Origin of the sequence: Roseburia sp. AF22-2LB, assembly GCF_003461125.1 — a bacterium.
Taxonomy (GTDB): domain Bacteria; phylum Bacillota; class Clostridia; order Lachnospirales; family Lachnospiraceae; genus Roseburia_C; species Roseburia_C amylophila.
The window spans coordinates 145157-170767 of record NZ_QTWM01000006.1; the positions used below are offsets into that span (position 1 = coordinate 145157).

General features: G+C 41.6%; 21 protein-coding genes and 2 pseudogenes. 8 read left to right on the forward strand and 15 right to left on the reverse strand.

Going from position 1 to position 25611, the window contains the following annotated elements; all coding sequences use genetic code 11:
- Positions 1 to 72: 72 nt before the first annotated feature.
- Entirely contained in the window at positions 73 to 1041 is a 969-nt protein-coding gene (locus tag DWX96_RS10165; protein WP_118057409.1) for an RluA family pseudouridine synthase, read from the forward strand.
- Here the strand turns inward: DWX96_RS10165 and trpS are convergent.
- The 3 genes from trpS to DWX96_RS10180 are packed head-to-tail and all read right to left on the reverse strand — an operon-like array spanning position 1038 to position 4445.
- Complete coding sequence (gene trpS / locus DWX96_RS10170; RefSeq protein WP_118057410.1) at positions 1038 to 2042, reverse strand: tryptophan--tRNA ligase; 1005 nt, start codon at positions 2040 to 2042, stop codon at positions 1038 to 1040. The genes DWX96_RS10165 and trpS overlap by 4 nt on opposite strands.
- Complete coding sequence (locus DWX96_RS10175) at positions 2043 to 2591, reverse strand: DUF5662 family protein (protein ID WP_022243326.1); 549 nt, start codon at positions 2589 to 2591, stop codon at positions 2043 to 2045.
- Positions 2592 to 2597: 6 nt separating this feature from the next.
- Positions 2598 to 4445, reverse strand: a complete 1848-nt coding sequence (locus DWX96_RS10180) for a glycogen operon protein GlgX (RefSeq protein WP_118057411.1) — start codon at positions 4443 to 4445, stop codon at positions 2598 to 2600.
- Positions 4446 to 4576: 131 nt separating this feature from the next.
- Between DWX96_RS10180 and DWX96_RS10185 the strand changes: the two genes are divergently transcribed.
- Together DWX96_RS10185 and DWX96_RS10190 are read left to right on the forward strand one after the other, a co-directional pair.
- Entirely contained in the window at positions 4577 to 5671 is a 1095-nt protein-coding gene (locus DWX96_RS10185) for an HD-GYP domain-containing protein (protein ID WP_118057412.1), read from the forward strand.
- A 15-nt stretch (positions 5672 to 5686) separates the two neighbouring features.
- Positions 5687 to 5995, forward strand: a complete 309-nt coding sequence (locus DWX96_RS10190; protein ID WP_022243329.1) for a DUF1292 domain-containing protein — start codon at positions 5687 to 5689, stop codon at positions 5993 to 5995.
- Between the two features lie 7 nt (positions 5996 to 6002).
- Here the strand turns inward: DWX96_RS10190 and DWX96_RS10195 are convergent, their stop codons facing one another.
- From DWX96_RS10195 to feoB, 5 genes and pseudogenes are all read right to left on the reverse strand, one after another.
- The gene (locus tag DWX96_RS10195; protein WP_118057413.1) at positions 6003 to 7838 is read right to left on the reverse strand and encodes an ATP-dependent helicase; all 1836 of its coding nucleotides are present in this window, start codon (positions 7836 to 7838) and stop codon (positions 6003 to 6005) included.
- Positions 7839 to 7855: 17 nt separating this feature from the next.
- Positions 7856 to 9319 (reverse strand): glutamate--tRNA ligase, encoded by a 1464-nt coding sequence (gene gltX / locus DWX96_RS10200; RefSeq protein ID WP_118057414.1) that lies wholly within the window; start codon positions 9317 to 9319, stop codon positions 7856 to 7858.
- A 23-nt stretch (positions 9320 to 9342) separates the two neighbouring features.
- Positions 9343 to 10851 (reverse strand): 4Fe-4S dicluster domain-containing protein, encoded by a 1509-nt coding sequence (locus tag DWX96_RS10205; RefSeq protein ID WP_118057415.1) that lies wholly within the window; start codon positions 10849 to 10851, stop codon positions 9343 to 9345.
- A 147-nt stretch (positions 10852 to 10998) separates the two neighbouring features.
- Complete coding sequence (locus tag DWX96_RS10210) at positions 10999 to 11172, reverse strand: FeoB-associated Cys-rich membrane protein (protein WP_117698287.1); 174 nt, start codon at positions 11170 to 11172, stop codon at positions 10999 to 11001.
- A 12-nt stretch (positions 11173 to 11184) separates the two neighbouring features.
- Positions 11185 to 13423 (reverse strand): annotated as a pseudogene (gene feoB, locus DWX96_RS10215) (ferrous iron transport protein B).
- Positions 13424 to 13564: 141 nt separating this feature from the next.
- Between feoB and DWX96_RS10225 the strand changes: the two are divergent.
- The 3 genes from DWX96_RS10225 to DWX96_RS10235 are packed head-to-tail and all read left to right on the forward strand — an operon-like array spanning position 13565 to position 14658.
- Positions 13565 to 13780 (forward strand): spore coat associated protein CotJA, encoded by a 216-nt coding sequence (locus tag DWX96_RS10225; RefSeq protein WP_022243335.1) that lies wholly within the window; start codon positions 13565 to 13567, stop codon positions 13778 to 13780.
- Positions 13780 to 14046 (forward strand): spore coat protein CotJB, encoded by a 267-nt coding sequence (locus DWX96_RS10230; RefSeq protein ID WP_117698289.1) that lies wholly within the window; start codon positions 13780 to 13782, stop codon positions 14044 to 14046. The genes DWX96_RS10225 and DWX96_RS10230 overlap by 1 nt, the downstream gene beginning before the upstream one ends.
- Positions 14047 to 14658, forward strand: coding sequence for a manganese catalase family protein (locus tag DWX96_RS10235; protein WP_022243337.1), 612 nt, complete (start codon positions 14047 to 14049; stop codon positions 14656 to 14658). It abuts the gene before it with no gap.
- Between the two features lie 182 nt (positions 14659 to 14840).
- On the opposite strand, the gene DWX96_RS10240 is transcribed toward DWX96_RS10235, so the two are convergent.
- Genes DWX96_RS10240 through DWX96_RS10255 form a run of 4 tightly spaced genes read right to left on the reverse strand, consistent with a single transcriptional unit; the run spans position 14841 to position 21597 of the window.
- Entirely contained in the window at positions 14841 to 16019 is a 1179-nt protein-coding gene (locus DWX96_RS10240; protein WP_117698290.1) for a hypothetical protein, read from the reverse strand.
- 2 nt (positions 16020 to 16021) lie between these two features.
- Positions 16022 to 16786 (reverse strand): hypothetical protein, encoded by a 765-nt coding sequence (locus DWX96_RS10245; RefSeq protein WP_118057416.1) that lies wholly within the window; start codon positions 16784 to 16786, stop codon positions 16022 to 16024.
- An 11-nt stretch (positions 16787 to 16797) separates the two neighbouring features.
- The gene (locus DWX96_RS10250; RefSeq protein ID WP_118057417.1) at positions 16798 to 18027 is read right to left on the reverse strand and encodes a DUF5716 family protein; all 1230 of its coding nucleotides are present in this window, start codon (positions 18025 to 18027) and stop codon (positions 16798 to 16800) included.
- A 30-nt stretch (positions 18028 to 18057) separates the two neighbouring features.
- The gene (locus DWX96_RS10255) at positions 18058 to 21597 is read right to left on the reverse strand and encodes a DUF5717 family protein (protein WP_147337981.1); all 3540 of its coding nucleotides are present in this window, start codon (positions 21595 to 21597) and stop codon (positions 18058 to 18060) included.
- Positions 21598 to 21731: 134 nt separating this feature from the next.
- Between DWX96_RS10255 and DWX96_RS10260 the strand changes: the two genes are divergently transcribed.
- The gene (locus tag DWX96_RS10260) at positions 21732 to 22823 is read left to right on the forward strand and encodes a pyridoxal phosphate-dependent aminotransferase (RefSeq protein WP_022243342.1); all 1092 of its coding nucleotides are present in this window, start codon (positions 21732 to 21734) and stop codon (positions 22821 to 22823) included.
- Between the two features lie 140 nt (positions 22824 to 22963).
- On the opposite strand, the gene DWX96_RS10265 is transcribed toward DWX96_RS10260, so the two are convergent.
- The 3 genes from DWX96_RS10265 to DWX96_RS10275 are packed head-to-tail and all read right to left on the reverse strand — an operon-like array spanning position 22964 to position 24848.
- Positions 22964 to 23788: a hypothetical protein gene (locus tag DWX96_RS10265; RefSeq protein WP_118057419.1), complete on the reverse strand. Its 825-nt coding sequence runs from the start codon at positions 23786 to 23788 to the stop codon at positions 22964 to 22966.
- On the reverse strand, positions 23782 to 24480 hold the full coding sequence (locus DWX96_RS10270) for an ABC transporter ATP-binding protein (RefSeq protein WP_022243344.1): 699 nt from the start codon (positions 24478 to 24480) through the stop codon (positions 23782 to 23784). The genes DWX96_RS10265 and DWX96_RS10270 overlap by 7 nt, the downstream gene beginning before the upstream one ends.
- On the reverse strand, positions 24477 to 24848 hold the full coding sequence (locus tag DWX96_RS10275) for a GntR family transcriptional regulator (protein WP_022243345.1): 372 nt from the start codon (positions 24846 to 24848) through the stop codon (positions 24477 to 24479). The genes DWX96_RS10270 and DWX96_RS10275 overlap by 4 nt, the downstream gene beginning before the upstream one ends.
- A 162-nt stretch (positions 24849 to 25010) precedes the next feature.
- Between DWX96_RS10275 and DWX96_RS14610 the strand changes: the two are divergent.
- Positions 25011 to 25470 (forward strand): annotated as a pseudogene (locus DWX96_RS14610) (transposase); the annotation flags it as partial.
- Positions 25471 to 25611 lie beyond the last annotated feature (141 nt).

Consider the following 25611-nt stretch of genomic DNA (forward strand, 5'->3'; position numbering starts at 1 on the left):
ATTCTTCGTGCCTTTCCTCTTTTTTTATCTCTATCCTTTTCTTCTGTGTCTTTTTCCTTTATAATTATCCTTATGAAGCGAATATTAGACTATACCATAACAAATGAATACAAAAACTATACGATAAGAGAATTTCTTACGGAAAAAGGATACCCGAAAGGGCTCCGGGCACATCTTTTCCGCACCGAAAATGTTCTTTTCCGAAACGGTGATACCGGGCACAGCAGTGACCGGCTGAAGGTTTCTGATAAATTAAAGATTATTTTAGAAGAATCTATGCCGGAAAACTATCCTGCACCGGAAAACATTCCCCTTTCCATCCTCTATGAAGACGAAGATATTCTTGTTATCAATAAACCGGCACACATGCCTGTCCACCCATCCATGACACATTACGAACATACCCTCGCCAATGCTGTCTTTTATTATCTGGGCAGCAAAAACGAAGCCGGTCCTTTCCGCTGCATCAACCGGCTGGATAAGGATACTACCGGTATCACAATCCTTGCAAAGAACAGTCTCAGCGGCGGTATCTTAGGCAGACAGATGAACGAACGGAAAATCCACCGCACCTATCTTGCCATTGTCCGTGGTATTACCCCGGAATCCGGTACCATTACTGCGCCAATCGGCAGAAAGGAAGGTTCTGTATTAGAGCGTCAGGTAGATTTTGGGCAAGGTGAATACGCCTGCACCCATTACCGCAGACTAGCTGTGAAAGAAATTTTTTCAAAAAATACTTTTTCAGGGGAGCCTCTTTCACCGGATGCACTCTCCCTTATTGCTTTGCGGCTTGACACCGGCAGAACCCACCAGATCCGTGTCCATATGAGCTACCTCGGCTACCCTTTAATCGGAGATTTTCTTTATTATCCGGATTTTTCCATGTTAAAAAGGCAGGCTCTTCATGCCTGCCAGTTAAAATTCGAACATCCAATCACAAAGGAACAGCTCTGCTTTACGGCTCCACTTCCTGCCGATATGCAAATGCTGTTCCCTGAATTTCATGTTCCAAATCTGGACAATCTATTTTCGGATTAACGGATTCTTTCGGTAAGTCCGACTTTCTTCTGCACCTTACGCAAGGTCTTATTAGAATAATAAGCTGCTTTTTCGTCATTCTTTTTAATCATACTGTCAAGATAGGTCTTGTCTGCCATCAGTTCCCCATAACGTTTCTGCAATGGCTCTAACTCTGCAGCAACTGCTTCTCCTACTGCCAGTTTGAAATCACCGTAGCCTTTTCCGTCAAATTCTTTTTCGGTTTCTTCTCTTGTCTTACCGGTTACACAACCATAAATATCAATCAGATTACTAATGCCCGGTTTATCTTCACGATATACAATTTCACTGCCGGAGTCGGTTACTGCACGTTTAAATTTGCGGATAACGGTATCTTTATCATCTAAAAGGCGGATGGTTGCATTTGGATTCTCATCGGACTTTGACATCTTTTTCTCCGGCTCCTGCAGACTCATAATCTTTGCACCTGCTTTTCCGATATATGCCTCCGGAATTGTAAATACATCTCCGTAAATAGCATTAAAACGCTGTGCAATATCTCTGGTAATCTCAAGATGCTGTTTCTGGTCTACGCCAACCGGAACCACATCTGCCTGATACAATAAAATATCAGCCGCCATTAATACAGGATAGGTATAAAGACCTGCATTGATATTATCTGCATGTTTTGCAGCCTTATCCTTAAACTGTGTCATTCGGTTCAATTCCCCCATATAGGTAAAGCAGCCTAATATCCAGCTTAATTCTGCATGTCCGGATACATGGGACTGATAATAAATACAGTTTTTCTCCGGGTCTAATCCTGCCGCTACATATAATGCATAAAGAGAACGGGCATTTTTACGGAACTCTGCCGGCACCTGTCTTAAGGTAAGGGAATGTAAATCCATAACACCATAGATACATTCATATTCATTTGTAAGATTTACCCAGTTTTTCAATGCTCCCAAATAATTTCCAAGGGTAAGGGTTCCTGTTGCCTGCATTCCACTATATAAAATCTTCTTTCCGTCTAACATTTATTTATCCTTCTTTCTTTTATTTTTCAATACTTCATATCGAATATATGCATAAGTCTCTTCTTCGCCGCATTCTGCCAGCATATGAAGAAGGCACTCTAAAAGTTCTCTTGATTCCTCATGAATAATATGATACTGCTTTCCATGTTCGTAATAAGCCAGAGGACTTTCGTCGGTATATTTTTCTCTCTGGTAATTCCTGCTTGCTGCCACCCGGTCAATAAACATCTCAACAACATATTTTGTTGGCATCTTCATTCCAGTAATTCCGGTGCATTTATCCGGTCCGTAATCAATCCAGTATTCCATATGATGCTTGTTTCTGCCCTTATGGTGCAGCCAGGCTGCGGAATACCCCTTATCCTCACGTTCGGCATTGTTGGGACTCATATTTCCCTGAAAATACTTACAGCCCACTAAAAATTCCGTTGGTGAATATTTCGACAAATCATGCAATAAGCCCTGGCGGTAAAGTCCAACTTTAAAACAGCCTTTCATGACTAACATCTTGTGATGATTAATTGTGCAAAAATGTTTCCATGCTTTCATCTTACTTTATTTCCCTATTAATATCTGAATGGACATCCCGGCAATTTCTACCTGGACTGCATCCATTATCATTTCTTTCTCCAGAAAACCATTTTCATTTCCTGTATCCATTACTTTATACCATTTTTTGCTTTTTGGCAATTTCGGAAGTGCAAGGAACTGTTTTCCGGTGTGAAAATTATATGCCACATAAATCATTTCCTCACAATCCGCATAGGGTCCGCAATAAAGCATCCCAACCGACTGGCGGTTCGGGCTAAATCCCACAGTCCATGCACTATCGCAATGAAAAGAAAGATCCGGATATCCCAGTCCCTTATAATCATTCATCCGCATCGGCTCTTCCATCCGAAGAACCGGGTGTGCCTTACGAAAGGCTGCCATTTTCTTTACAAACTGTTGTAAGGAAGCATATTTCTTATCATTTTTCCAGTTTACCCAGCCAACTGCATTATCCTGGCAATAAGCATTATTATTTCCCCTCTGGGAATTACCAATCTCATCACCGGCAGCAAGCAGTGGAATACCCTGTGCTAAAAATACTGCCGTAACCGCATTTCGAAGCTGTTTTTTACGCAGGCTTTCTATATATTTTTTGCGGGTTGGTCCTTCAATGCCATAGTTGTCACTGTAATTCCAGTCATTTCCATCCGCATTGTTTTCCCCATTTGCTTCATTATGTTTCTCACTGTACATAAATACATCTGCCAGTGTAAAACCATCATTAGATGCTGCATAATTCACAAATCCGGCATATTTCTTCTGCTTACGCATCTGGTTTACAAAATCGGTAAGACAGATTTCCTTATGATTTAACATTTTCCGCAACGGATAATAAAATTCATCCCGGTAAACAAATAAATGCGGATATGCATAATCCTGTTCCAGCAAATCCTCCGGAATCGTATCTGCAAACAGCTTACTGCGGCACAAAATCAAATCCTGTGCCATAGCACGAACCGGAAGATTTGCTCCCATCAGACGGAATCCATCCACATGATATTCCATCACCCAGAAGCGCAGGGCTTCTAACATCAGATTCTGATTGATGGTATCAGGAAAATAAATTTCCATAATACATTCCATGTCATTTTTATGCAATGCCTTAATTAATGATTTCAAGGCATGCTCCGGCTGTCTGCTTCTGGTAAATGCAGCCTTCGGCGCAAAATAATTGCCTTCGGTATAGCCCCAGCAATTTATCTTCTCAACTTCCGGCAGCTTCTTTGTATCTGTCTTCTGTTCTTCCTTCCAGGTCACATAATCCGGCAGTTCACAGGTTTCCGGTATCATCAGCTCTTCAAATTCATAAAAAGGCATAAATTCAACGGTTGTAACGCCCATATCACGAAGATATCCTATCCGGTTCTCTACTGCTTCAAAAGTTCCTTTTCTTGCTCCGCCATTACTACCCTCCATGGTAAAATTTCTCACATGAAGTTTGTACATGACCATATCCTTTTTGGCAATTTCCGGTGCCACATCCTCTTCCCAGTCAAAAACATCTGTGGAGAAACCGCTTTTCACCTGATAATCCATACCAAAGCGTTCCTTTTCTCCCCACTTTTCCCTGCCTACAATTCTTCTGGCATATGGATCTGTCATAACCTTACCGTCTATTTCAAAATTATAATCAAAAGAAGCCGGTTCAATGCCCATTACCATAATTGAGCGCAGTGCACCCACATAGTAAGTATCCGGAACCGGTATTTTTCCAATTTTCCCTGTTTTCTTTTCATACAGTACAATACTACATTTCTGCTCTTTTCTCCCCTCAAAGGTAAATACAACCCCATCACTATGCACAACTGCTCCCATGGTTCTGTAATCGCCTTCCCGAACATTGTATTTCATTTCATCATCCTGCACTTTCCTATATTCAAGTCTCTTGAAAAGATTATAACACGATTCATTGACAATTGATATGTAAATTTTTATAATTATAGTGTAGTGTATTGTTAATTAGTGATATAAGAGGTATATTCATGCATACAGTTGCAACAAAGGATTTACAACCTGGCATGGTGACTGCCACTCCTGTCATGAGCAGGCATGGGCAGATGATTGTAGAAGCACACAAAATGCTGACAACTCAGATGATTGCACACCTTGAGTTTTATGGAATTGAGAGTGCCAGAATAATAGACGGTGCTCTGCCTGTTGATGCCATTCAGTCAATGGCTGAAGAAAAGGAAGCGGTTGACCGGTATTCTGAACGGGTAAGAAACAGTAAAGAATTCAAAGTTTTTAAAGCAAATTACGAAAAAAAAGTACCTTTTTTAGAAAAATCCATCAATGATTTTGTCACAAAAAACATTCCTTTTGATCAGGAGGCTCTTTTATCCTGCGCTTTAGATCTTTTTGCCAGACATTCCACTACAATTTCCATGTTCGATATGCTGCACAATATGCGCAAAATTACCGATTCCACTTATGCCCACAGTCTGAATGTTTCTTTAATCAGCCGAATGATTGGTATGTGGCAGAATTATAATGCAGATGATTTAGAAACTCTGACTCTGGGTGGTCTCTTACACGATATAGGAAAAAGTAAAATTCCACCGGAAATCATTAACAAGCCAGGGCGCCTGACCCCGGAAGAATATGAACTGGTGAAAAAACATTCCGAATATGGTTATGAACTGCTGAAAAATCAGAATGTATCTGTCCGCATCAAAAAAATTGCTCTCACCCATCATGAACGCTGTGATGGAAGCGGCTATCCAATCGGACTTATCGGAGATGATATTGATGATTTTGCCAATATCGTTGCTATTGCAGATGTCTACGATGCCATGACTGCTGACCGCTGTTATCGCCGCGGCGTCTGCCCGTTTGAGGTCATTGCCACTTTTGAGCGGGAGGGTCTGGGTAAATACAAACCCCAGTTTATTACCAGCTTCCTGGAGCATATTGCCAATACATATATTAACAATGATGTCATGTTAAGTAATGGCATGACCGGTAAAATTGTGCTGATTAACAAGCATCGCCTGACTCGTCCGGTGGTTCGGTTAGAAGACAGTATATTTATCAATCTGGAAAAACGTCCGGAACTCTACGTTCAGACAATTATATAAAGAAAGAGGTATTTTATGGAAAACAAACAGTTAAAAGATGAAGACGATATCATGGTGACATTGAATTTAGACAATGGGCAGGATGTGGAATGCAAAATTCTTACTATCTTTGAAGCAGGAAAACAGGATTATATTGCGCTGATGCCCTTAGATGAAAAGGGAAATGAAAATGCAGATGGTGAAGTATATATCTATCGTTACTCCGAGGATGAGGATGGAAATCCTTCTTTAGATAATATTGACAGTGACGAAGAATACGAAGTTGTCTCCGACCGTTTTGATGAATTATTAGATGAAGCAGAATTTGACGCAATGGACAACTAATCATCCATTACGTTTCCTGCAATTCTTTTAAGAACCGGGATGGTTCTGCACTGTGATTATTCAACAGCTCTACCGAGAAGAGGTAGAGCTGTTTTTTTGCTCTGGTCATCCCAACATAGAACATTCTGCGTTCCTCTTCCAGATCCGCATCTAAAACAGCTTTCTTATAGGGCATGATTTTCTCATTTACATCAATCAAAAATACCACATCATACTCTAATCCCTTCGAGCTATGTAAGGTTGATAAGACAACGCCCTCTCCCTTCGTCCGCTGCTTCTCCATGGCACGCTGTAATTCTTTTAAATATTTCTCTTTCTGTTTCTGCCAGTCATCAAAGCTATCGAACTCTTTGGTCATATCGGTAAGCTGTTCTAGAATATCCAAAAGTTCTTCCTCATTCATACCTCTCTGATCTGCATATTCTTTGATATAGTCATCGTAGCCGATTCCCTTGCGGATATAATTCACCGCTGCAAAAGGCTTCATTCCGGCTAACATTTTGCAGTCATGATAAAGCCGGTCGATTCTTCGTGCAATCCAGGACTGCTCCATTTTATCATAATAATCTGCCCAGACATCAAATGCTACGGTATCCTCTTCCAGGCTGTCCCGCCCAATATAACGGTTCGGCCGGTTCATAATCTGTAAGAAGTCTGCCCTTCTTCTGCTTCCATGGGCAATCCGAAGATAACTTTCCATATCTTTTGCAATCCAATGCTCATAAATATTAGGAATATTATCCCTTGTACGGAAAGGAATATTATATTCCATCAACTGCTGCATCAGAAGTCTTGGCTGTGTATTAGTGCGAAACAGCACCGCTGCGTCCGACCAGTCACCACCAGCTGCGGTATATTCCTTAAGTGCATGAATCAATCCTAAATTTTCTTCCCGCTGCGTCCGGTAAGTCTTACATACCACCGCTTCCTTTGCCGGATGAAATGCCTTAATATCCTTTGCAAACCGCCCTGTATTGTGGGCAATCAGTCTTCCTGCCGCTGCCACAATATTTCCATCGGAACGATAATTATAATTTAATACAATCCGCTTTGCATCAGCATAATCCTTCTCAAAGTTCAGCATAATCTCCGGTCTTGCCTGGCGGAACCTGTAAATAGACTGGTCATCATCCCCTACCACAAAGAGATTATTTTCCGGTGCTGCAAGCATCCTTATAATCTCATATTGCAATCCATTGATATCCTGAAACTCATCAATCAAAATATACCGGAACTTCTTCTGCCAGAGTGCTAAGATATCCTTCCGCTGGCTGAAAAGTTCATAGGTATAAACTAACATATCATCAAAATCAATCAGCCGGTTCTTCTGTAGCATCTTCTGATAATTCATAAATACATCCCGGAATGTATGCTCTGGAAAATTAGAAGAATAATAATGTTCAATGGGAATGTTCGAATTCTTTACACCGCCGATTTCAGATAACAGAGTCTGGATGCATTCATTTTCATCTTCATAGTCAATCGGAAAATGACGTAAAAGATTCCGGATAAATACCACCTTCTGCTCATCTCTTATAATATTTTCTGCCCGATAATGATAAGCATACTTTAATACCGTAAAAAACACCGCATGAAAAGTACCAAAAGTAGCCGTTGTGGATGTCTGATTCGTTAGCGAAAGAAAACGCTCCTTCATCTCCATAGCGGCTGCTTTTGTAAATGTCACCACCAGAATCTCTGATGGTGACACCCCATATTTTTCTATTAAATTTTTCGTTCGATGGGTAATTACGGCAGTTTTGCCTGAACCGGGCCCCGCCAGTGTAAGGCAGGGACCCTGATAAAAATCAACAGCTTCCTGTTGTGCTTCATTAAATTGCATGAAATGCCTCGTAACTTTTATTTCTCAAGTGCTTTCGTAAGAAGTGTAATTCCGGTACGGATACGTTTTAAGGACTCCTCCTTACCAATAATTTCCATAATCTCAGTTGCACCTGCCGGTGTCATCTGTTTACCGGAAACCGCTGTACGAACCGGCCATAATACATAACCATTCTTGCAGCCCTTCTCTGCCACAAAATCACAAAGTGTCTGATACAGTGCATCATTACTGTAATCCTGTTGAGCCTCTAATACCGGAAGAATCTCTGTCAAGACTTCCAAAGAGCTCTCTTCTGTGGTCTTCATCTTCTTATGGGTATACATTGCGGTATCATACTCCGGAAGTTCCTCAAAGAAGTCAATCAGATTCTCAATATCCGGGAAGATTTCAATTCTGGTCTTCACCATCTCTGCAATCTTGCGGATATCATAATCCCTGGTAATTACTTTCCGGATATATGGCTCTGCCATTTCAAAGTACGAATCAAAATCCATTGCCTTGATGTATTCGCCATTCATCCATTTCAGCTTTGTATAGTCAAATACAGCCGGTGATTTGCTCATATGATGATAATCAAAGGCTTTTACCAGCTCTTCCAGGGAAAAGATTTCCCGGTTATCTGCCGGACTCCACCCCAGTAATGCCACAAAGTTTACAACTGCTTCTGTTAAAAATCCCTGTTCAATCAAATCTTCGTAGGAAGAATGCCCGCAACGTTTACTTAACTTCTGATGCTCTTCGTTGGTGATTAGCGGACAGTGTACATACACCGGCACATCCCAGCCAAAAGCTTCATACAGACGGTTATACTTTGGAGAAGAAGAAAGATATTCATTTCCTCTTACTACATGTGTAATTCCCATCAAATGGTCATCTACTACGTTGGCAAAGTTATAAGTCGGATATCCGTCTGATTTAATCAGAATCATATCGTCCAGCTCCGCATTATCAACGGTAATATCTCCATAGATTTCATCATGGAAGGTTGTTGTTCCTGTCTGAGGATTATTCTGACGGATAACGTATGGAATACCTGAAGCAAGCTTTTCTTCTATTTCTTCCTTGCTTAAATGCAGGCAATGCTTATCGTAAACAATAATCTCTTTACCTGCAACAGTCTGACGCAGACTCTCTAAACGCTCCTTATCACAGAAACAATAGTATGCTTCTCCTTTTTCAATCAGTTTCTTCGCATACTCCAGATAAATTCCCTGTGCCTGACGTTCACTCTGCACATATGGGCCAACACCGCCATCCTTGTCCGGACCTTCATCATGCAACAATCCAGTCTTCTCAAGGGTACGGTAGATAATATCTACCGCTCCCTCAACATAACGTTCCTGGTCTGTATCTTCAATTCTTAAAATAAAATCTCCGCCCTCATGCTTTGCAATTAAATATGCATAAAGTGCTGTACGCAGATTTCCTACATGCATTCTTCCTGTAGGACTTGGTGCAAATCTGGTTCTAACCTTGCTCATTCTATTAACCCGCTTTCTTACTATTAATTTAATTCGATTTCCCGTAATTCCTTTGGAGGAAGCTGCTTGGTAGAAGCTTTCTTAATCTTCTCGATTTCCTGTTTTGCCTTCGGAATCGGAAGAATAGTTCCTGCTCCGGCGATACATCCGCCAGGACATCCCATTCCCTCAATCATATATCCATTCATCTTACCGGCCTTGGCAAGCATCAGCATCTTCTTACATTCAGCAAGACCTTCTGCATGTTCAATCTTAACATCCACATCCGGATAATACTCATGTATACATTTTTCAATGGCATCTGCAACACCACCGGCACATGCATATCCACGACCTGCAGCAGTTGCATCATGCATGGAGCTTTCACCATCTGTCTGGTTCGGATCAATTCCTTTTGCTGCAAACATAGCGTCTAACTCTTCAAATGTAATTACAAAATCAACATCACTTCGGACAGTTCTTCTACTTGCTTCCAGTTTCTTAGCAGCACACGGTCCGATAAATACTACTTTTGCATCCGGATGCTCTTTCTTAATGCTTCTCGCTGTAGCAACCATAGGTGTAAGCTCAGAAGATACGCTCTCGATCAAATCCGGAAACTGTGTCTTTGCAAGCATAGACCATGCAGGACAGCAGGATGTAAGTAAGAATGGAAGCTCACCTGTTGCAACATGATTTGCATAATGATGTGCCTCTGCTACTGCACCGATATCAGCTCCAAGTGCAACTTCAACAACCTCTGAGAAACCAAGTTCTAATAAAGCTGCTTTTACATGCTTTGGAGTAGCTCCAGGTCCGAACTGACCTACAAATGCAGGTGCAATTTCAGCAATAACTTCTCCGCCTTCTTTCATACAACGGATCAACTGGAAAATCTGTGATTTATCTGCAATTGCTCCGAATGGGCAGCTTACCATACACTGACCACAGGATACACATTTATCTGCATCAATCTTTGCTCTTCCGTATTCATCTGTTCCAATTGCTCCAATTCCACAAGCCATGGAACAAGGTCTTTCTTTCTTGGAAATCGCATCATATGGGCAGGCTGCTTTACATCTACCACATTTGATACATTTTTCCTGGTCGATTACGGATTTGCCATCTACCTGGGAGATTGCTCCCTTTGGACATACCTCCATACATGGATGTGCAATACATCCCTGACACATATTGGATACTTCATATTTCTTTTCTTCGCACAGATTACATGCAGATGGAATTACCTGCATAAGAGGTGGCTCATAATATTTTTCTGCCACATTGCTCTCTTCGAGGCCACTGGTAACATGTACCGGTTTATCCTGTGGCCGTAAAGACATACCCATAGCAAGTCTTACTCTTTCTGCTGCAATCGCACGTTCTCTATAAATACTTTCACGGTATGTAGGAACATCTCCAGGGCAAACTGTATATGGAACTGCCTCAACGGCATCGTTCAGGTTTGCACTGTCTGCTTCATAAGCAATTTTTGCTACCTCCGTAAAAATGCTTTTTCTCAAATCTGATACTGGTGTACGTAGTCCTCTCATCGTTTCCTCCTAGAAAAAAATTGTATTATATCATTGTTCATAACCACGCACAGTATTATCAATATATAACACTATGCTAACAATAATCTAGCACACCACTTTCAATAATACAAGTAGCCTGCTCTTATGTTCTAAAATAAATACTTTTTACAACTTTTTCCTCTGGGAACATTCTTTGCAGACCGCATCCGTATCTGTCCTTCCACTACATCCGCTGCAGCCAATGCAACCTCCCTCTTTTTTCTTTTTCATCATAGCATATACTGCAAAGGCGCACCAGCAAAGAATCAGTAATAGCAAAATAATATCATTAACGCCCATACTATCTGCCTCCTAAAAAATCAGGCTGCCAATCTGAAAGACAACAAATGCTGCAATCCATGCAACCACGCACTGCATTACCACAACACCAAGTGCCTGAAGCTTTGAACCCATCTCCCGTCTGATTGCTGCAATCGCTGCTACACATGGTGTATAAAGTAACGTAAATACCAGGAAGCTGACTGCTGATACCGGCGTAAACAGAGTTCCAAGGCTGTTGCCCAAAGCAGTCACACTGGTTCCAAGAAGTACACTCATGGTACTGATTACTGCTTCTTTGGCAGTAAATCCGGTAATCAAAGAAGTGGATACTCTCCAGTCCCCAAATCCAAGCGGAGCAAAAACCGGTGCAATCACACGGCCGATTAATGCCAGCAGGCTGTCTGCGCTGTCAGATACTACATTCAGTCTGGTATCAAAAGACTGTAAGAACCAGATAATAATCGTTGCAAGGAAAATAACGGTAAATGCCCTCTCTAAGAAATCCTTTGCCTTGTCCCACATCAGGAGTACCACGCTCTTAAAAGATGGCAGCCGGTAATTCGGAAGCTCCATGACAAAAGGCATCGGTTTTCCACGGAATGCGGAATGCTTGAATAAAAGTGCCACCAGAATTCCCATTACCATTCCACCAACATAAAGTGCAATCATAACAAGTGCCTGATACTTTTTAAAAAATGCTGCTGTAAACACCGCATAAATCGGTATTTTCGCCGAACAGCTGATAAATGGGGTCAGCATAATGGTCATTTTCCGGTCTCTTTCGGATGCTAAAGTTCTGCTTGACATTACTGCCGGAACCGTGCAACCAAATCCAATCAGCATTGGAACAAAGCTTCGTCCGGAAAGTCCAATCTTACGCAGCAGTTTATCCATAACAAAGGCAACTCTTGCCATATAACCGGAATCTTCCAGAATAGACAGGAAGAAAAATAAAACCACAATAATCGGCAGGAAGCTTAACACACTTCCTACTCCGGCAAATACACCATCAATAATCAGGCTGTGAACCACCGGGTTAATTCCATAAGCAGTCAGCCCCTTGTCTGCAAGATTCGTTATGTATGCAATAAAAACAGCCAGATAATCGCTCAAAAATGCTCCGATCACACCGAAGGTCAGCCAGAATACAAGCAGCATAATCAGAAGAAACAACGGAATAGCAAGATATTTATTCGTTAATACATTGTCTATCTTCACACTACGAATATGTTCTTTGCTCTCATGGCACTTTGTTACTGATTTACTGCACACCTTTTCAATAAAGGTATATCTCATATCCGCCAGAGCGGCATTTCTGTCCATATGATGGTCTGTTTCCATTTCTTCAATACTGTGTTCCATCATATCCAGTTCGTTCTGGCTCAGCTTCAGTCTGTCAATAATGTCTGTATCCTGTTCTACAATCTTCGTTGCTGCAAAACGTGGTGACATTCCGATATTCTGTGCATGGTCTTCTACCTGATGGGATACCGCATGAATGCAGCGGTGCACAGGACCTTTCTCGCAAAAATCCGTTACCTTTGGATATATCTTCTGTCCTGCCACCTTCATGGCGCTGTGTACCAGATCTTCCACTCCCTCTCCCTTTACCGCACTAATTGGAATAACCGGAATTCCCAGTTCTAAAGACATCTGTTTTACATCAATACTTCCGCCGTTGTTACGCACCTCATCCATCATATTCAGAGCTAATACCATCGGAATATGCATTTCTAATAACTGCAGGGTCAGATAGAGATTTCGCTCAATATTTGTTGCATCTACAATATTGATAATTCCATCCGGCTTTTCATTTAAAATAAAGTCTCTTGTTACAATCTCCTCGCTGGTATACGGACGCAGTGAATAGATTCCCGGCAGGTCAACTACCGATGCATCCTTATGCTCTCTGATTTCTCCCATTTTCTGGTCAACCGTTACACCCGGAAAATTTCCAACATGCTGGTTGGAACCGGTGAGCTGATTAAATAATGTGGTCTTACCACAGTTCTGGTTTCCTACTAATGCAAATATCATTCTAGTTCTCCTCCGGTTCTACTTCAATTTTTCCGGCATCTTCTTTTCGTATGGTCAGTTCATATCCACGAATCCGGAGTTCAATCGGGTCTCCCATAGGTGCTACTTTACGCACCTGCACCTTTGTCTTTGGAATCAGCCCCATATCTAAAAATCTACACCGCAGTGCTCCTTCTCCCCCTACTTTGGTTATTACCGCTTCTCTTCCAATTTCAAGTTCATCCAGTGTCATCTATTTTCCTCTTCTCTTGTTATTGATATTTTTTCTCAATTAAGTATTTTACCGCAGGATTCTTTTTTTCACAATATAAAATCTCACATTCCTTTTCATCTGCACATATATTAATATGAATATTTTTATTGAGGTCAGCATATGAACAACTGTAATTGTCAGCCACAAAGCAGCCGTCCGGCTGTTCCGACACCTTATACGAAACAGTTTGCCTGTAATCAGGAACTTGCCATGGCTTATGTTCCATGGCAGCAGTTCGGCAATCTGTACGAACCTGACCAGGCTCTGCGTAATGGCACAGTCTTTCAGGATTTAAATAAACCTTTCCATGGTTCCATGAAAGGAGGCAGATTCTGATGAACAATATGCCAATGAACCAGTCCCAGCTTTTAGACTGGATTAATCAGGTCAGCTTTGTAGCTTATGATACTGCCCTTTACCTTGACACCCATCCTTATGATGAAGAAGCACTTTCCTTCTATAACCACTACCGTACCCTGCGGTTAAAAGCAGTGAAAATGTATGAAGAAAAATATGGTCCCCTGACTTTAGACGGTGCCGACACAGACGGTCACTGGAGCTGGGGAAGCATGAGAAATCCATGGGAAGGGGGAAATTGTTAAATGTGGCAGTATGAAAAAAGACTGGAATATCCGGTCAACATCAAACAGACCGATCCGAAAACCGCACAGTATATCTTAAGCCAGTACGGAGGTCCTGACGGAGAAATCAACGCATCCTTACGTTATCTCTCCCAGCGCTATTCCATTCCTTACCGTGAAGTAGCCGGACTGCTTACCGATATTGCGACAGAAGAAATTGCCCATTTTGAGATGATTGCAACCATCGTACACCAGCTTACCAGAGACCTGACTCCGGAGGAAATCAAAGCCTCTAACTTCGGTCCTTACTATATTGACCACACCCTTGCCGTATGGCCACAGGCTGCCGGTGGTGTTCCACAGAATGCCTGTGAATTCCAGTCCAAAGGCGATCCGATTACTGACCTTATGGAAGATATGGCTGCAGAGCAGAAAGCCCGCACCACTTACGATAACATTCTTCGTGTCGTAAAAGACCCGGACGTTGTAGATCCGATTCGTTTCCTGCGTGCCAGGGAGGTCGTACACTTCCAGCGTTTTGGCGAAGCACTCCGGATGGTACAGGAACACCTTGACTCCAAGAACTTCTATGCATGTAACCCGGCTTTCGATAAGAGCTGTGGCTGCAAATAAAACTGTGATAGAAAAGAATGTGTCTTGGCACATTCTCGCGCCTGCGGCGGTTGCTTGCGACATCTACCTTATACGCCGCAGTGTGCATCCTCGCGGAGCGTTTTTTACTTTACAGGAAAGCAATTTCCTGTAAAGTAAAAAATAGCGTATCACCGATATTTTCTATCGATGATACGCTATTTTCATTCTCCGGTTCCGCAGAGCCGGTCCACAGAATTAATAATCTCACGGACTTCCGGGATTTCCTCATGATACTCTTTCATGAGTTTTTCAATTTCTTCCTTCTGTTCTAATACTACATCCATGTTATATTCAATGGATGCCCGGATTTTCTGCCGCCGGCTCAATAATTCATGCTTGATTTCCACCATTTCACGCTTATCTACCAGTGCATTGGGTTGACTAATCCAGACCTTTGCATCATAAAGTTCATATTTTTGCAGCATGCGTACCAACTTTCCATTAAAATATTCCAAGTCATCACTGTTCCGCTCAAATTTCTCTCTTTCCCGTTTGGCTTCTAAGTACTGCTCCCAGAGATAGGTCAGTTCATAGGAATTATGCACATGGTATTTCTCACAGGCATAATCCACCGCATTCGTAGAATTTACGTACTTTATTTTAGTACGGTTCAAAAGAGTAATGGCATGATTCATGTTCACTTCTGCCCGCTTGATTTCTCTTGTATTATTCTGATTCCGGAACAGCATAAAGAATCCACTGGCTGCCGCAGCTACCATCAGAATCGTAAATAGAATCCGTACATCCATTTCCAATGCCACATGAAGAACCAATATAACTGCAAGGAATGCCAGTACCATGCCAAATACTACATAGGATGCCTTCCGCAGAATCTTCTGTTCTTCCATTAACTCTTCCCGGTAATAGGCCCATTCATTCTTCTCCCCTTCCAGGTAATTCATATCACGCTTTACGGCCGCCTGATACATCTCATTTGCCTGCAGGGTCCGGATGGATTCCGTCAGAGTCTCCTCTTCCTGTTCCATCTGTGCATACTGCGTATCTGTCAGCTTCTTGGTTGCTTTCAGATAATCGGAACGGGACTGATCCAGTGTAAGAATACTGTTTGCAGTATCTCTTAAAGCAGCTGCCTCATCTTCCGGCAGTTCTTCAATAATCTGGATATCCTTTAAATAAGAAGTCACCACACGATATTCAGACTTTTCATTTTCCAGGGTCTTTGTGGTGTCAATCATCTGTTCACAGTGACCCAGAACATAATGTTGTACTTTATGTTCATCCTTCCGGTCTTCTTCCGATAACGTATCCTCTGTGATACATTCTAAGACCTCTTCGATTGTTTTCTTTGGTTTCCTTTTTCTTCTAAAAAATTTTATCAATGTTATGCCCACCGTCCATTGCTTTCGTAAATATATTTTTTCTTATCCAGCACATCTCGAAATGCTTCCAGTACTTCTTCCTCATCATTCCATTGCTTATGAATATCCTCTAATGTCTTTTGCAGTTCTTCTGATACTTCATAAACCTGTTCCTTTTCATCCGGTGCTACCATCCGCCATGCTTCTTCCATCTCCCGCATGCATGCCGGATTGTTATTATAGTCATAAGCTTTCTTAAAGCATCGTGCCGCATCCCGGTACAGGAATAACCCGGTATTTGCAACACCAATATTATTCCATATATTTCCTATGACAGAAGCATCAAGCTTCCCCGCCTCTTCCTTCTGCAGCAGACGCATATATTCCCTGATAGCCATGACATACCGATGATTCATAAGGCTTCTGTCTGCCCGGATTTTCATACATTCAATTTCTGATTTATTTTCTACTTCTGCCAGTGCATATTCGATTTCATCTTTTTCTTTCTTTGTGCAAAAGCCGCAGGCATCCATCAGAAGCCGGACTTTCTTTGCCAGCGTTATTTTCTTTCGGACAGCCTCTTTTAACTGCCCGGCTAACTCCAGGTCTTTTAACTCCTCTGCAATCCAGCTGATTAAATCATCCGACACAAAAGAATCGTCAAGATATTCCGTGTGGTTTAAAATATACCAGTTCAATTCCTCCAGGGAATAGATATTTATCATATTCTGTTCTAAATAATATGGCACATCGGTTTCTTTCCGATTGCATAAAATCAATTCTCCCATGAAGTCTCCTCCTATAGTTCCATTTTATATTCCCACACTTTTTCAGAGCTTTTATAAATCTCTCCAAATCCAAGGTCCCGTATCGTAACTTTTACCGCTGAATCAGACAGTGCTTCTGTCATAACAGAAAGTCTGGTCATGCGCTCCGGACGTTTTGGAATATCCGTAAGCTCTAAGGATTCTATCTTTGCTTCCCTGCTGTCCGGAAGCTGCAGCCAGAAATCAACGGTATTCGTACCTGCCAGTAAAATCTCGCACCGATTCTTTGCTTCATACCAGTTTTCTCCTGCACTTACCAGTGTATGGAAAATAAGTTCTTCCCGGTCTTTTACTTTAAGGCTGATATTTACCTTCATCTCATTCTCGCCAATATAGACAAACTGCCATGGCTGCATTCCGGTATGGATGCAGGATGCATAACAGGCTCCCTTAGCATAAAGATTTTTGCCCAAGAAAACATGCCTTCCGTTGCAGAGAAATTTTAAGGATTCTCTCATCCATTCTCCATCAAAACCATCCCCTGTCAGATATACCGAAGAATAGATTTTACGGGAAACGGCATCTGTTACTACATCTAAAAACGCAGTGTCTTTATTGCCAATCAAAGGACCATAATCTTTCAGATAAATATGAACCAGCTGTGGTGTGGAATTCAGATTACGCTCCATGTAATAAAAACACATACTGTTCTTGGAATAATCAAAGAGAACTGCATCATGCAGCCACAGTTCTTCCTTCTGGCTTAAAGCATAATAATAAAAGCTTTCTGCATAATCGATGACATGACACTGCTCTTTTGTCCACTTCATCCGTCCGGCTATTTTTTCAATCAGTTCCATCTTCTCCCGGTTTAAAGTATCCATGGTAATGGTAATTCTTGCCAGCTTCATGGATGTGCCGAATTTCTGCGGTACCGTAAGAATTTTACGGACAAAGAGACTTAACAGTTCTACCGTATCATAAGTTTCCCCTTCCACGGTAACCTGTTCGCCTGCCAGTGCCCGGCTGAAGAGCCGGTCACAGCCGCTTCCTTCGCCATTTTTCATGACAGTCTCTGCTTCTTTTCCGTAATACCACTGTCCGATTCCTCTCCGCTTACAAAGGCTTAATGGAATCTGGTACAGTTCACTGCCTGCCACGGTACTGATGGTATCCGGCTCTGACATATCGGATGTACAATATGATACTAATGCGTATTTTTTTCCAAAATCAAGTCCTATTGAAAGGCTTTTTTCCTTCATACCATCACCCTGTTATTGTTTTCCCTGTTATTACATCAGTTGAAAACGTTCTTCATTCCTTTTCTTCATGCTGTCATATTTCCGTAAAAGCCGCTCTAACTTCTCATAATCCTTTAAGGTATATTCTAATTCCATTTCATTCAACATATCGTAGGTGCTTCCGTTTTCCCTGCCGCAGACATCCTTACAGGAAAGCCGTCCACTCTCAGTCACAACGGACTCCCGTGGTGCTTCCTCTGAAATATAATACGGAATTTCTTCTCCAAAGAATACGATAAATTCTTTTACGAAAATGCCCTCATACATCTCATTCATATCTTCATCCACATAGGATTCACCCTTCTGGTAGTGAATCACCACACGCTTGCTCGGATTTGTCCGGTATTCCACAAACTGCCGGTCGTAAAAATGAAATCGATAGCGAATCTCCTCCGGCATCTGCTGATAAAATGCAAAATAAAGATTCTGTGCCAGCTGCTCCTGTAGAAGCTGCTCTGTCATCTCCATTACACCTTTTTCTTCTATGGACAAATCCCTCTTCGCCACTGCATAAAGCAGTGCCAGCTTCATCACCTGGCTTAATTCTTCCTGTTCCTCATAATTTTTCTTTAAGCCTCTAATGACATTTTCCGGTACAATGCCCTGATGCACAAAATAGAAATGTGCGAAATAATTTACATATGCTTTCTGCAGAAGATGCGGTGCTCCGTGTGACACAAAGCTTTCATAAATGCTCTGCACCTGTTCTACAAATTCTGCTGTATATAACATCTGCATCAATAACCGTTCTTCCAAGTCTCTGGTATCTATATCAAAGGTCTGCGCTGCTGACCAGACCGCCGCCATTACACGGGTCGGACCGCAGTAGAACTGTGCTAAATACTGCAGCATCTCTTTACTGTATTTCTTCGCCTGAAAAGTCACTGCACACAGTGCCAGCAGGAAGTCATCACTTTCATAATCCACTTCTTCTATTTCATAAGTCAGAAGTGCTGTCAGTTTCTCCAGCCGGATGCCTTCCCAGCCAAATTCCCGGATATCCGGATATGCAATCTCATATAGCCGGTATTCCAACATCAGATTCAAAAGATAGGCTCTGTCATCCCGCTTCATAGAAGAAAGCGGTGCATGACGCAGACACTCTTCCACCAGTTCCTGATTATCTTCCTGCTCATAGAAATGTACTGCCTTTGCATAAAGCTCCGCCCGGTAACTTTCCCGCAATGCTTCCTCTTTTAAAAAGATGCGTAAATACTCACTGTCCTCCGGCATAAACGCACGGTGGGTATCCCTGGATGTAAAATGATACAAAAGATACGAAATCTCATATGGTGCATATTCCATGCAGGTACGGTAAAAGGCACCAGGTCTCATCAGCTTTTCCAGCTGGTATGAAATCTCACTGCCATACCGGTATCCCTTCGTATCCTCAAATACAATGACATAGTCCTTGCTGTATAACTCAAAATAAGCACTGCCATTTACAATCGGCACACACTGCACTTTTCGCAGCTGGTCATGCAAAACATACATCCGCACAATATTCGGTGCAAAGCAGTTCATTTTATGGGTAAAGAGAATCTTCGCCAGTGGTCCTGCCATCTCTTTTTGTATCATGCCTTTATTTAATAAATCAGAATAGATAATCGCCAGATTATCATCGATATGACCTTCTTCTATCTGGGCAATTGCGAATTCTTCCATCCGCTTCCGGTAACTGGAATATACCTCCGGCTCTTTCTCCTTTAACGCTACTACATTTGCAAGCAGAGCCGCCTTCTGTTTGTATGGAATGCTGCTGTTATACTGAAAATACATCTGTATCATCCGTGGAATTTTCTTAATGGCAAGTAAATCCATGGACATTAAATATGCTTCATTTAATCCTGCCAGCCGCAAATCTTCTTCCACGCCACGTTCAAACCAGATATGATAATGCAATCCAAAACGCTGTCCTCTTATCAGGTAAGCACAGATTGCTGACAACATCTGATTATTCTGAAATTTATCATATGCCACGCACATAGTCTTATAAAGCAGCGGATGAAATACCCGTTTTTCCGATACCAGCGTCGTAATCTGCATGGCAAGGTCACTAGTCAACACACCTTTTTTTGCCGCCCAGTAAAGAATGCGGATTTCAAAATCAGTAAGTCTCGTTAAAAGATACGGATTCTGCCAGTATAAATAGAATCCTTCGATATAGAGAAACGGACTGTTACAGCCGTCTAACATCTGGCTCTCAATTGCCCGGATTTTCCTGGTATCATTTTCGCAATATTCTTTCTTTAAGAAAAGCAGCATCCAGAACACCCGGATATCATCTGTTTTCTGATAAATTTCTTCAATCTCTGCAGTCAGCCGGTTCACATAGGATTCTTCCCGCTCCCACAACGTACGGAGATAGAGGAAATATGCATAAAGCGGTGTATCTTTTGCTTCCTCTTTCCGCCGGAACTCATCAAATAACCACTCTGCCTCCTGCCTCTGTCCGCTTACCAGTAATGCCTGTATTTTCATCAGAAGATACCAGTCATTTTCCGGCCGCATTGCAATCAGATGATTCAGTGCATCTAACATTCCTGATGCAAAAAGTCCTGCACCAATCTTTTTCATACGATAATTGAGATAGATTCCGGTGATATGTGCAAGTGTTCTCTGCTCTTCCAGATAATCGATATGCTCCTGTTCTCTGCGCTCCGGCGTCCTGATTATGGTAATCTCATAAGTAAGATGCTGATAAATATTTTCTAAAGTAATTCTTCCATAATTTTTTCCGGTATGAAGTTCTGCCGGGTCAATATAATAAATAAGGTCGCAGATACTTCCGGTAAAATCATCTGAAGTATAAACATTCTTTTCCAGTTTTAAGAAGCTGCTGTCTGTCTGTGCTTCAAAGCTTATATACCCCCAGCCATTCTTCTGCACAAAAAGCGTTTCCTTCTGCTCCTCTTTGATATCCTGATAGGTAATTTCCTGTTCTTTTAACGCAAGCTCAATGCGTGGCTTGGCATTGATCGTAACCAAGAACTCCTCCATACCGGAAATCAATGCTCCCGGTCCGCCAAAGCCGGCATACCATAATAGTTCTTTTCCTTTTTCTTCTTTTAATACATGTTGAAAGCCCTGGGAAGCAAACAGGCGGTAAGCTTCCATATAATCCGTCTGTGCCAGTTTGATAAAATCACTGAGATTTCGGATTCTTCCGGTAGACGCATTCCCATAAGGCCGGATTATAGACACAACAAAAGAAAGGCTATATTCCAACTGATTACAAATAATACAGAATTCACCCTTTTGTATATCACCAACCCGGAAACCCTCACTATGGAACTGAAATCCGATTCGGACTTCTTCCCCTTCAAATTCCGGTGTCAGACATTCCATATATGGATTAGAGGAATAAATCAGCCCCTTTACCGGAACATGGTTGGATACTTCAATCACAAATTCTCCCGTATAATCCTGTCCCTCTAATACCTCAATTTCAATCTTCTCTTCCGAAAGAGATAAAACCGGCTGTTCCTGTTCAAATTTTCCTGCTGCAAGTCTCTGAATCCGTCTACGCAAAATGTCACCTGCTTTTCCTTCTCCGATATGAGATTTTGTTGCTTTTTCTCTCATTACAGTTATAATAGATTATAAACTATTTAAAACACACATGCAACTTTCTTTCCGTTGTATTTTAACAGGAGGTCTTTTTCATGATAACACCAAAAGAACATTTTCACGGAAGTGATTTAGAAAAAATAGAAGCCGTTTACGGTATCAAAAAAGAGGATATTACAAGCTTTTCCGCCAATGTCAATCCCTTAGGCGTATCTCCGCTGCTGCGAAGTACTTTGGCTTCCCATATTGATGCCATTACATCCTACCCGGACCGGGAATATACTTCTTTAAGAGAATGTATTGCTGCCTATACCGGCACCGATGCCAGCCAGGTCATTGTAGGAAATGGCTCCACGGAATTAATCTCTCTTTTTATTCAGATTGAGCATCCGAAAAAAGCCATGATTCTCGGTCCGACTTATTCGGAATATGAGCGCGAAATTTCCTTAGGCGGTGGTACTACACTCTACTATCCACTCCGTGAAAAGGACGATTTCGTCCTTGATGTGGATGATTTTACCGCTCACTTAAATGAAAGCATCGACCTTTTAGTACTCTGCAATCCCAATAACCCTACCTCATCCTGCATCAACCGGACGGATATGCGCCGGATTTTAGATATCTGCAAGCAATATGATATCTTTGTCATGGTGGATGAGACTTATGTGGAATTTGCCGATAACATGGATGAAATTACCGCAGTTCCACTGACCCACTACTATAACAATATTATTATCCTGCGTGGAACATCCAAATTCTTTGCTGCTCCTGGGCTCCGCCTTGGCTACGCTATCAGCGGCAATCAGGATTTAATCAAATCCATCAATACCAGAAAAAATCCATGGACCATTAACTCTCTTGCCGTAATTGCCGGAGAATTGATGTTTACCGATGAGGAATACATCCAGCAGACAAAATCTCTTATTTCTTCAGAGCGTGCCCGGATTTATGAAATCTTTAAAAATCACCCGGATTTCAAACCATACAAGCCATCCGGCAACTTCATGCTTCTTAAAATCTTAAGAGAGGACATTACTTCTGCGGATTTATTTGATAAAGCAATCCGGAAGAATATGATGATTCGCGACTGCTCTACTTTTCCTTTCTTAGATAACAAATACATCCGCTTCTGCTTTATGATGCCGGAGATGAATGATAAGCTGATTGACTGTCTTCTTTCGAAGTAATTTCTTATTTTTCTCCGCTAATCTGTGCCAGCCGGAACTGCCACTAACAGTTTCTATGGAATTCATGACGACGTAAAAAGGCGAAACCAGTCTATTTTTGATTGGTTCCGCCTTTTCTTATATACAAATAGTTTTCTCATTTACTCCAGATTTAATTTCTTATGGGTAATCAATGCTGTTATGATATAGCATACAATTGATACACCCACAGACAATATCATGCTTCTGGAAAATATATTTCCATACATATTTGCAATGGCCAGGGTAAAGAAGCTGTCATCTCCCATTGCAGCCTGTTTCTCAACAAATCCATTTGCTGAATTAATGGATATCACAAAATATATAATCTGAAGAATCGCATAAAGCACACCATACATCACAATCGACATTGCAACTTTGTGGCGGAACAACTGACCGATTGCCATGCTGGCATATACCATAAGCATAGCGGAAAACGCAGAAATCACACTATATAATATTGCCCAGCCAAAGAGTGCCGGAATCGAAATTCCTATCATATCTCCCAGCTGCTGCAGCAATTCTCCCAGTTTAATTCTTTCCCCTTCATTACCCAGATTCAATCCTGCTGTCACTATTAATGAAAATGCCGAAACATAAACAAGTATTGTCGTAATTGCATCCCAGAATACCGCCACCAAAAGCTTTCCGTTAATCAAGGAAAAAGTGGTTACCGGAAGAGTATGTGACAAATAACCTTCTGCACCATACATGCTGTGGTAAAATCGAACCAGCAGAAAAATAAATGCCGTAACGCTCAATGCAATCAGCCCAATGATATACAAAAGAAGCATTGCCAGCCCAACTAAGGCTCCCATATCTGTTTCGAAAACCTGCATATTCATCATCAGCATGCCAATTAACGTAACGCCGACCAAAACCATTGCCAGTGGAAATAATACTTTCCAGGTTGCTTTCATTTCATGTTTCATTACTTTTCCTAACATCTAAACACCTCCCGGAACAAAGCATCCACCGATTTGCCCTGATTAATTCTAATATCATCTACTGATGAAGTCAGGCTGATTGTTCCATTCTGAATAAAGACTACCTCATCTAATACATTCTCAACATCTGCAATCAGATGGGTTGAAATCAGAATCGTTGCATTCTCATCATAGTTGGTAAGAATCGTCCGCAATATATAATCTCTTGCCGCCGGGTCTACTCCCGCAATCGGCTCATCCAGAACATATAAGTCCGCACGACGGCTCATTACTAAAATAAGCTGCACCTTTTCTTTGGTTCCCTTGGACATGGATTTTAATTTATCATTGGGATTAATAGATAATTTTGCCAGCATATCATAAGCTCTTACCACATCAAAATCCTGATAAAAATCTTCAAAATAATCTAAAATATCACGTACCCGCATCCCCATGTTAAGATACGTATGATCTGGCAGATAAGAAACCACCTTCTTTGTCTCTACACCAATCTTCATTCCTTCCACCAAAATCTCGCCCTCATCCGGAGTAAGGATTCCGTTAATCAGCTTAATCAGTGTTGTCTTTCCACTTCCGTTCGGTCCTAAGAGGCCAACAATATGTCCGCTCTCTAAAGTCAGGTTCAGATGGTCAAGCGCAGTTTTCTTTCCATATCGCTTGCATACATCTTTTACTTCCAATAATGTACTCATGCCTGCTCTCCCTCCAAAATCTCCTGAATCAAAGATAAGGTTTCTGATTTCTTATAGCCAAGCTTGCTCATATTTTCCAAAAATTCCTTAATCTGTTCCTGTGCCAGATTATTCTTCAACTCCTCAATCATTTTTGCATCCTCCGTTATAAATCTCCCGCTTGTACGCTGGGAATACACAAGTCCTGTCCGCTCTAACTCTGTCAGTGCTTTCTGCATCGTATTCGGATTTACTGCAGCTACCGCCGCCAGATCCCTGACAGAAGGTAACTTATCTCCCGGACTGTATTTACCGGATATTATTTCCATCTGAATCCGCTCCACAATCTGAATAAAAATAGGACGATCCGAATCCAATTCCCATGCCATGCAATCACCCCTTTCCGTATTTTTGTACTATATAAATAATACAATATATTCTTACGACGGATTTGTCAAGAGGATTTTCATTACCAATCCTTAATTTATTCCTCATGTCAGAAATAGTGGTCACCAGGTGGACACCAGTAACCAATAAGGTGGTCACTTAGCAACCAGCTTCGTTCTTTTCATATATCCTGTAAGCTTGTTTCTTGTGTTCATCGCCATTGTGAAATGGAATCCTCATATCCACGCTCTCATCTCCGAGGGTGGGGCTGGTAACATCACTCCCTGGCGTCCTGTCAAACACTTTGATTACAATTTCCTTCGTAATGCCTTCCGTAAAGTTCTCCTTGAACAGCTTACTTCCCGCATTGGTCCATCTTTTCGTAAAGTTAAAAATGAAATGTACACCAGACACGAAGACAACAAAACTGTTACTGAAACTATTCCTGCTTTGGACTTCATCCAGAAACTGATTGTCCACATCCCTGAAAAACATTTCAAAATGCTTCGCTACTATGGGGTATATGCAAAACATCACAAACAGGAAAAGAAACTTCTGGTTTTAGAAGTTTACCACAAAAAACGTCATAAACAACGTCATGGCGAATCCAACATTCTCTCTTTTGTCATGTCATTTTTTATTTCCAGTTTATTATACACTATTTCTGACGATTTGAGAAATTTCCTATAAAGTAAAAAAGGGACGTAGGAAAATGTACCGACCCCTAAAAGTTAGACCAAAAAATCTAACGATTGGAGGTCGGTA

What these genes read in the sequence shown, in the direction of transcription:
- DWX96_RS10265 (WP_118057419.1), bottom strand. Translation starts at nt 23,788, where the DNA reads ATGTTAGGAAAAGTAATGAAACATGAAATGAAAGCAACCTGGAAAGTA.
- DWX96_RS10180 (WP_118057411.1), bottom strand. Translation starts at nt 4,445, where the DNA reads ATGAAATACAATGTTCGGGAAGGCGATTACAGAACCATGGGAGCAGTT.
- DWX96_RS10190 (WP_022243329.1), top strand. Translation starts at nt 5,687, where the DNA reads ATGGAAAACAAACAGTTAAAAGATGAAGACGATATCATGGTGACATTG.
- DWX96_RS10195 (WP_118057413.1), bottom strand. Translation starts at nt 7,838, where the DNA reads ATGCAATTTAATGAAGCACAACAGGAAGCTGTTGATTTTTATCAGGGT.
- DWX96_RS10210 (WP_117698287.1), bottom strand. Translation starts at nt 11,172, where the DNA reads ATGGGCGTTAATGATATTATTTTGCTATTACTGATTCTTTGCTGGTGC.
- DWX96_RS10275 (WP_022243345.1), bottom strand. Translation starts at nt 24,848, where the DNA reads ATGGCATGGGAATTGGATTCGGATCGTCCTATTTTTATTCAGATTGTG.
- trpS (WP_118057410.1), bottom strand. Translation starts at nt 2,042, where the DNA reads ATGTTAGACGGAAAGAAGATTTTATATAGTGGAATGCAGGCAACAGGA.
- DWX96_RS10250 (WP_118057417.1), bottom strand. Translation starts at nt 18,027, where the DNA reads ATGAAGGAAAAAAGCCTTTCAATAGGACTTGATTTTGGAAAAAAATAC.
- DWX96_RS10205 (WP_118057415.1), bottom strand. Translation starts at nt 10,851, where the DNA reads ATGAGAGGACTACGTACACCAGTATCAGATTTGAGAAAAAGCATTTTT.
- DWX96_RS10165 (WP_118057409.1), top strand. Translation starts at nt 73, where the DNA reads ATGAAGCGAATATTAGACTATACCATAACAAATGAATACAAAAACTAT.
- DWX96_RS10175 (WP_022243326.1), bottom strand. Translation starts at nt 2,591, where the DNA reads ATGAAAGCATGGAAACATTTTTGCACAATTAATCATCACAAGATGTTA.
- DWX96_RS10270 (WP_022243344.1), bottom strand. Translation starts at nt 24,480, where the DNA reads ATGAGTACATTATTGGAAGTAAAAGATGTATGCAAGCGATATGGAAAG.
- DWX96_RS10230 (WP_117698289.1), top strand. Translation starts at nt 13,780, where the DNA reads ATGAACAATATGCCAATGAACCAGTCCCAGCTTTTAGACTGGATTAAT.
- DWX96_RS10235 (WP_022243337.1), top strand. Translation starts at nt 14,047, where the DNA reads ATGTGGCAGTATGAAAAAAGACTGGAATATCCGGTCAACATCAAACAG.
- DWX96_RS10225 (WP_022243335.1), top strand. Translation starts at nt 13,565, where the DNA reads ATGAACAACTGTAATTGTCAGCCACAAAGCAGCCGTCCGGCTGTTCCG.
- DWX96_RS10260 (WP_022243342.1), top strand. Translation starts at nt 21,732, where the DNA reads ATGATAACACCAAAAGAACATTTTCACGGAAGTGATTTAGAAAAAATA.
- DWX96_RS10185 (WP_118057412.1), top strand. Translation starts at nt 4,577, where the DNA reads ATGCATACAGTTGCAACAAAGGATTTACAACCTGGCATGGTGACTGCC.
- gltX (WP_118057414.1), bottom strand. Translation starts at nt 9,319, where the DNA reads ATGAGCAAGGTTAGAACCAGATTTGCACCAAGTCCTACAGGAAGAATG.
- DWX96_RS10245 (WP_118057416.1), bottom strand. Translation starts at nt 16,786, where the DNA reads ATGGGAGAATTGATTTTATGCAATCGGAAAGAAACCGATGTGCCATAT.